This window comes from Marinobacter sp. 1-4A, from assembly GCF_016597725.1.
Lineage (GTDB): Bacteria > Pseudomonadota > Gammaproteobacteria > Pseudomonadales > Oleiphilaceae > Marinobacter.
The window spans coordinates 842,387-850,115 of the sequence record NZ_VCGY01000001.1 but is presented as its reverse complement, the minus strand read 5'-3'; the positions used below and the strand labels follow the sequence as shown (position 1 = coordinate 850,115).

The window sequence follows — 7,729 nt, the reverse complement described above, 5'->3', positions numbered from 1 at the left end:
AAATGGGCGGCATTTACGCCTGATATTGGCTATTTTATGTTCAACTCTGGCGCTGCCGAATGAATCAACTAAGACCAGTGAGTTGTTGGCTCTCTGAAAGTGGCATTTTTGCAGGGGCGACTAATTCGATTCCTGAGAATTACAAAAAGAACAATGTACTGCCTTGGCATCCGGGTGCAGCGCGTTGGTTCAACGAGAACGGCTACACCATCGAAAAGAGCAAGATCAAATAAGGTTTTTGATCTGAATAGCTGAGAGAAGGGGGCCGCAAGGCCCCTGAATAATAGCTGGCGCTGTGCTGGCTCCGATTTGCCTGTAGGCAGGAACCCCCAATGACACTCGAACGACACCCCAAAGATTTTTCTGATGTGGAGGTGGGCGAAGACCACGTACTTGCCCACGATGTAGATCAGGAACCTGTAGAGGCAAACCGCAGGCTGTTTGAAGGCGGCATGCTGAAGTTTGTAGCTTTGCTGGCCATTGTTTATTCCTCCTTTCACCTCTACTCCCTGAATATAGCCCCTTTAGAAACCTGGTCGTTCCGGATAGTGCACATTGCCGGGGCTCTGGTTCTGGGCTTTGTTTTGTTTGCGGGTGCACGTTTTGTGTCGGCGGAAGAAGGATCGGCCCGCCACCGCTGGACAACCTGGGTTGGCGCTGTGACGCTATTGCCTGCTTTTTATGTGCTGTATCAAACTTACTCGTTCTGGCAGATGGTTCAGAACGGCGCCATGCGAATTCCGGTAGACCTGGAAACCTGGCATTTTGGCTGGCCTCTGTTAGCGGCAACGGGCGTGGGTATTGTTATGAGCTGGTTCCACCAGCGTGAACGCTCGCGTTTCAGCGTTCCGGATCTGGTGTTGATTGTTTGTTCAATCGCCGTCGCTGTTTACTTTCTTGTGGCGTATAACACCTCCATGCGTATGTCGACAGGCACCTCCTTTGCCCCGGTGGGCATATCCTTTGCCGCTGTAGCGGGCACTGCGTTGATCATGGAGCTGACTCGCCGGGTGGCCGGTTTGGCTCTGGTGATTATCGGGCTGGTATTTCTGGTGTATGTGTTTGCCGGGCCGTATCTGCCGGGTTTTCTGGGTTACCCTGGGCTCTCGGTACAGCGCTTTTTCAGTCAGGTGTATACCGATGCCGGTATTCTTGGGCCCACCACGGCGGTGTCGTCTACCTACATTATTCTTTTCATTATTTTTGCCGCATTTTTGCAGTCGTCCAAAGTGGGGGATTACTTTGTAAACTTCGCGTTTGCAGCAGCCGGGCGCTCACGGGGTGGCCCTGCGAAGGTATCTATTTTTGCATCTGGCCTTATGGGCATGATCAACGGCACCAGCGCGGGTAACGTGGTGTCTACGGGTTCACTAACGATCCCGCTGATGAAAAAAGTGGGCTACAGCAAAAAATCGGCGGGCGCTGTTGAAGCAGCGGCTTCAACCGGTGGTCAGATTATGCCGCCCATTATGGGGGCCGGCGCTTTCATCATGGCTGAGATTACCGGTATTCCTTATACCGAAATTGCCATTGCGGCTATTATCCCTGCAATTTTGTACTTCGCCTCTGTGTACTTCATGGTGGATTTTGAAGCGGCGAAAACTGGCATGCGCGGCATGCGTGAAGATGAGCTGCCAAAGATGCGCACTATGGTGAAGCAGTGCTATCTGTTCCTGCCAATTATTATTTTGGTGGTGGCTTTGTTTATGGGCTATTCGGTGATCCGGGCCGGTACGCTAGCCATGGTTTCTGCAGCGGTTGTCAGTTGGTTCTCGCCCAACAAGATGGGAATTCTGCAGATTCTGAAAGCGCTGGAAATTGCCTCCTACATGGCCATACAGATCATTGTGGTGTGTGCGGCGGCGGGCGTTATTGTGGGTGTTATTTCCCTGACCGGTGTCGGTGCCCGTTTCTCTGTTCTGCTGCTTGATGTAGCAGAGGCAAGCCAGTTGTTGGCGCTGATCTTCGCTATGTTCATCTCGATTCTTTTGGGCATGGGCATGCCCACAACCGCGGCTTATGCGGTTGCTGCTTCTGTGGTTGCACCGGGTCTCGTTCAGTTGGGTATTGAGCCGCTCACGGCGCACTTCTTTGTGTTCTACTTTGCGGTGGTTTCTGCGATTACGCCTCCGGTTGCGCTGGCGTCTTATGCAGCGGCGGGCATATCCGGAGCTAATGCTATGGAAACCTCGGTGGCTTCATTCCGCATTGGTATTGCTGCGTTCATCGTACCCTTTATGTTCTTCTATAACGGTGCCTTGTTAATGGAAGCCGGGTGGTTCGACATTGCACGGGCACTGGTGACCGCGCTCTTTGGTGTGTATCTGCTCTCTGGTGGTGTGTTGGGTTGGTTCGGCAATGTCACGGCTTCTTGGATAGCCCGCTTGCTGTTGATAGGCGCTGCACTGCTGATGATTGAAGGCGGAATGGTGTCTGATCTTGCTGGCATTGGGCTTGCCGCCTTGGCGTTTTTGATGCAACGCCAACGTAAGAGCCGCTTGGCTGCTGCCTGAGTTTTGCTATCGTCGCCCGCGCCCTTGTCCTTCAAGGGGGTGGGCGATACTCTGGCGTCCTTTAACGGTGTTGCGGGAACCGGGCTATGTCCTACCGGATAGGCGCTTTTGTAGTGTTCGTGATCACCCTTTCGGTGTCTTGGGTGCTGGGTGGCTGGGTTGGCTATCGGCAGGTTGAACAAGACAGCCTTGAGGAGTCCTTCCGCTACCGCCAACTTGTGGGTAACGAGCTTAACCGGTACCTGCCTATTCCCGAGTTGATGGCTGAGCACCCCTTGCTTGCATCTGCTCTGAGTGCTCCTGATAACCCCTCCATTGTTCATCAGGCCAACGAAGAAATGCAGCGTATGGCGACCATCGTTGGTAGTTCGGATGTGTACCTGATGGATACTTCTGGCTTAACCATTGCGGCCAATAATTACCAGCAAGCTGGTAGCTTTGTGGGGCGCAATTTCAGTTTTCGGCCTTATTTTTACGAAGCTATGGAAGCTGGCAGATCCGCCATCTATTTCGCGTTGGGCTCTACCTCACGGGTCCGCGGGCTTTACTTTTCTCATCCAGTTCGCGGTGAGCAGGGGCAGGTGTTGGGTGTAGTGGTCGTGAAGGTACTGGTGCATGAACTGGAATCCCAGTGGCACAGGCCCGCTTCTGTGCGTGAAGCTGAGATGGTGGTGCTAGATGAGGCTGGCGTTAGCTTTCTGGCCAGCAAACCTGAGTGGCTGTATCGGGACTTTACTGGAAGTGCTAGAAACGCACCGGGTGAGGCATCGCGCCAACGTTATCCAGATCGGGATCTTAAGCCTGTCTCCTTAATCTCTCTTGGTAAGCCTTCGGGCTTATCCGGCACATCTGAAACCCTGCGTATCCGGGAAAATGGCGGAGGCCGCGAATATCTGAGTGTTCAAACACCGCTGCCCAGACTGGATTGGACACTGCAGGTGATGGTGAGTACACGCTCTGTTTTCTGGATGCGGCTCGGGTTTGTCGTGGGCGGGATCGCGGTTTATTTTGGAGTTCTACTGGCGTGGCTGTATCTGCGTGAGCGTTATCGTCGTGAGGCAGAGTTGGCCCTAAGAGGGGAGCAACTTGAACTCAGTGTTGCTGAACGAACGGCCGATCTGGAGCGTTCCAACCGCAAACTGCTGGATGAAATTCGCGAACGCGAGCGCGCCCAGAGTGAGTTGCGAGAAACCCAGCAGGAGTTGATTCAAGCAGCCAAACTGGCGGTGTTGGGGCAAATGTCGGCTGGCCTTAATCACGAAATGAGTCAGCCGCTTACTGCAATCCAAACCTACGCCAGAAACAGTCGGCGGTTTTTAGTAAAAGGCGCCGCCGATATGGTGGATGAGAACCTCGGTGAAATCGTTCTTCTGTGTGACAAAATGGCGGAGCTTACCCGCCAATTCAAAGTGTTTGCTCGCAAATCGGAAGGGCCGCCAACCATTGTTGACTTGCGCCTGTCTGTGGATGCCTCCCTGAAAATTATCGCGGCGCAGAAGAGCAGCGCAGGCATTGATATCCGGTGGGAGCGCCCGGAACAGCCGGTGCTATGTCATGGCGATCTGATTCGAATTGAACAGGTTATGGTTAACCTACTGGCCAATGCGGTGCAGGCCGTTGAGAACCAGAAGCAGCCGGTCATTACTGTAAATGTTGAAGAGCAGGAAGAGAGCTGGCGTTGTTTTGTTCGGGATAACGGTTCAGGGTTACCAGCAGATACAGAGCAAATTTTCGAACCCTTCTTTACGACCAAATCAGTGAAGCAGGGGCTTGGGCTGGGGTTGTCTATTTCAAGGCAGATTGCGGATGCCTTGGGTGGCCGGCTAACGGGGCGCAACCGTAGCGATGCGCCGGGGGCAGAATTTGAATTTACCCTGAAAAAACGGGAGGCCACGGAATGACGGAACCCTCGATTATTTTTGTAGATGATGACCCACACATTCGCAAAGCCATGACCCAAACGCTCACATTAGAAGACTTAACTGTGAGTTGCTTTGAGAGTGCCGAATCGGGCCTTGAGGTTATTACGCCGGAATACAACGGCGTTGTGCTGTGCGATTACAACATGCCGGGCATGGATGGGCTTGAGATGCTGAACGCGATTCAAGCAGTGGACAAGACCATTCCCGTTATTATTCTTACCGGCCAAGGCGACATCAGTACGGCCGTGTCTGCCATGCAGCAGGGCGCTTACGATTTTATCGAGAAGCCTTTTGATCACGATGCGTTGATCGAACTGCTGCGCCATGCTCTGGAAAAGCGCCATTTGGCGTTGGAGAACCGTAGGCTCAAGGCGCAGTTACGGCACTTGGCCCGCCCTGGTCCGCGAATTCTTGGTGATACGCCCAGCATGCAAAAAGTGATGGATACCATCACGCCGATTCTGGATATTTCCGCCAACACTTTGCTGTTTGGTGAGACAGGCTCCGGCAAGGATGCGCTGGCCCGTTATATTCACGAAAACAGCCCAAGGGGGGCGCACAATTTCGTGGCGATTAACTGTGGCGCGGTACCCGAAAACCTTATCGAAAGTGAGCTGTTTGGCCATGAAGCAGGGGCCTTTACCGGTGCGGATAAACGCCGCATAGGTAAGATTGAACATGCACATTTGGGCACCTTGTTTTTGGATGAAGTGGAAAGCATGCCCATACCGCTGCAGATCAAGCTATTGCGGGTGCTAGAAGAGCAAAAGGTAGAGCGCTTGGGCAGCAACCAGGTGCAGGATGTGGATGTGCGCATTATCGCGGCCACCAAAGCTGATTTGAAGGCACTCAGTGATGAGGGGAGCTTTCGTGCGGATCTGTATTACCGGCTGAATGTGGTGAAAGTGGATATTCCTCCCCTACGGGAGCGTAAAGAAGATATTCCTATGTTGTTTCATCATTTTGTGCTGATTGCTGCAGCCCGGTATGACCGGGAGAGCATTCCACTAGATGCCAGCCAGGCTGCGCGCTTGATGCACCATAGCTGGCCGGGAAATGTTCGTGAGTTGCGTAACTTGGCAGAGCGCTACGTGTTGCTGGGGCCGTCGGCTTTGGATGACAGTGAGCCGGTGGCAAAGGCGGATGTGAGTGGGCGAAGAACGCTTGCAGAAATGATGGATAGCTTTGAGCATTCGGTGCTGACCAGCGCCCTCAATGCGTGCCACGGCAGTATCAAAGACACCATGGTGCAACTGGGCGTTGCCCGAAAAACGCTTTACGACAAAATGAAAAAACACGGCTTGGATAAGGCTCAGTTTAAGGACTGAGCCTTATCCGGCAAGCGTTACAGGTTGGCTTCCGCAAACTCTGCCAACAGGGAGCGAGGCACACCTTGCAGGTGAATGTGCCCACCATGACTGAAGGTTTTGAAGCGTTCGGTCATATAGGTGAGGCCGGAGCTCAAGGCGCTCAGATACGGCGTGTCGATCTGTGCCAAGTTGCCTAGACAGATTACCTTGGAGCCATTGCCTGCGCGGGTAATGATCGTTTTGATCTGGTGCGGAGTCAGGTTCTGGGACTCATCAATAATGATCAGGCTGTGTTGGAAGCTGCGACCACGAATGTAGTTCATGGATTTGAAGTGCAAAGGCACCTTGCTGAGAATGTAGTCCACGCTAGCGGTCATATTCTCATCGTCTTCGTGGAGAGCTTCCAAATTGTCCACGATGGCACCCAGCCAGGGTTCCATTTTTTCTGCCTCTGTGCCGGGCAAAAAGCCGATGTCTTCATCCAGGCCCTGAGTTGAGCGCGTGGCAATAATCCGCTTGTAGAGTTTGCTGGCCACGGTCATCTCAATGCAGGCTGCCAACGCCAGAATGGTTTTACCGGAGCCTGCGGAACCCGTGAGGTTGACCAAGTGGATATCGGGGTCCAGCAGCAGGTTCAGTGCCATGGCTTGATAGATATCTCGAGGGACTAAACCCCAGACTTCTTCGTTCATCAAGTCGTGTTGGTGTAGATCCCGGATAACCACCTGAGTGTCTGTAATCTCAACAGCTCTACCGATAAAACCCTGTTCATCAAGCACAAACTCGTTGATGTTGAGTTTTGCCAGTTCGCCTTCGCGTTTGAGAATGTGCTCGGTTATCCCCTCCCGTTGTACGGTTTCCACTTTGGCGATGGTGTCCCAAAACGAATTGGGGAACTCAATGTAGCCTTTCGGTAGCAGGTCAATGTCATCAACCAACTGGTCATTTTGATAGTCCTGAGCTTCTACACCGAAGCCTCGGGCTTTCAGGCGCATGTTGATGTCTTTACTGACGAGTATGATGTCCCGGGATTTGTGCCGCTCCTGAAGCGCTGCAAGTGTGTTGATAATCTTGTTGTCGTTCAGGTGCTCCGGCAGTGAGTGGTTGCCGGTGTGTTCGGTGCTCATCAAAATGGACAGGGTGCCTAGGGGCTCTGCCATTGCCGCACGCACGATGGGAACGCCTTTTTCGATATCTTTTGGGCTGGCGTCGCCAAGTAGTCTGTCGATGGTGCGAATGGCCTGACGACAGTCCGCCGCCACGCTCTGCTTTCCGCTTTTCAGGCCGTCGAGCTCTTCCAGAACGGTCATCGGAATGATCACATCGTGTTCTTCAAAATTGAGGAGGGCGTTCGGGTCGTGGATCAGGACGTTGGTATCGAGGACATACATGGTTCTTCGAGCTTGCGGTGCACTTTTCGGTGTTCTGGGCATAAGGGGCGCTACCTCTGTGATGGTTCAGTCGTTACGGGCGCAGCGTTTTGTAAGCTCCTCATCCGACACGATTTTTAGCATATCGTAGGTGGTGACAATACCGGTTATCTTTGAATCCCGTGTGACAAAAATGCGGTGCAGGTGTTCATTCATCATAATATTGGCAATGTCGCGCACCGGTGTTGTCTCGTCAACCGATAATACGATGGGCGTCATAATATCGCGCACTTCTACCGGCACTTTCCCCATCTCTTCAAAAAGCACCATGCGTAGGCGTCGGGCTTCCTGATGTTCCTCTGCTGTAAGCTCTTTGTCAGCATCAGAGCGGGTGGCGTTCCAGCGAAATTCTGTGATGTCTTTGAGGGTGGCAATGCCAACAATTTCGCCGGATTCATCCGTAACAGGGCTGCCGGTGATTTCGTTGTCGGTAAGAAACCGAGCCAGACGATCCATTGTCCAGGATTGGGGCACCGCCTTGATGCTGGGTGTCATAATCTCGTATGCGAGCACGGTCATTAGGTGTTATCTGCCTTGTAAAGTCCTTTATCCAG

At 52.9% G+C, this 7,729-nt stretch carries 5 protein-coding genes and 1 pseudogene; 4 read left to right on the top strand and 2 right to left on the bottom strand.

Annotated features, from left to right (window positions below; translation table 11 throughout):
- Positions 1-116: 116 nt before the first annotated feature.
- From FE845_RS18895 to FE845_RS03730, 4 genes and pseudogenes are all read left to right on the top strand, one after another.
- A pseudogene (locus FE845_RS18895) lies at positions 117-233 on the top strand (C4-dicarboxylate ABC transporter substrate-binding protein); the annotation flags it as partial.
- A 99-nt stretch (positions 234-332) separates the two neighbouring features.
- Positions 333-2,513 (top strand): TRAP transporter permease, encoded by a 2,181-nt coding sequence (locus FE845_RS03740; protein ID WP_200361822.1) that lies wholly within the window; start codon positions 333-335, stop codon positions 2,511-2,513.
- An 86-nt stretch (positions 2,514-2,599) separates the two neighbouring features.
- Positions 2,600-4,414, top strand: coding sequence for an ATP-binding protein (locus FE845_RS03735; RefSeq protein WP_200361821.1), 1,815 nt, complete (start codon positions 2,600-2,602; stop codon positions 4,412-4,414).
- Complete coding sequence (locus tag FE845_RS03730) at positions 4,411-5,763, top strand: sigma-54-dependent transcriptional regulator (protein ID WP_200361820.1); 1,353 nt, start codon at positions 4,411-4,413, stop codon at positions 5,761-5,763. The genes FE845_RS03735 and FE845_RS03730 overlap by 4 nt, the downstream gene beginning before the upstream one ends.
- Positions 5,764-5,780: 17 nt before the next feature.
- On the opposite strand, the gene FE845_RS03725 is transcribed toward FE845_RS03730, so the two are convergent.
- Both FE845_RS03725 and FE845_RS03720 read right to left on the bottom strand, forming a co-directional pair.
- Positions 5,781-7,136, bottom strand: coding sequence for a PhoH family protein (locus FE845_RS03725; RefSeq protein WP_200361872.1), 1,356 nt, complete (start codon positions 7,134-7,136; stop codon positions 5,781-5,783).
- Positions 7,137-7,202: 66 nt separating this feature from the next.
- Positions 7,203-7,694, bottom strand: a complete 492-nt coding sequence (locus FE845_RS03720; RefSeq protein WP_200361819.1) for an HPP family protein — start codon at positions 7,692-7,694, stop codon at positions 7,203-7,205.
- Positions 7,695-7,729 lie beyond the last annotated feature (35 nt).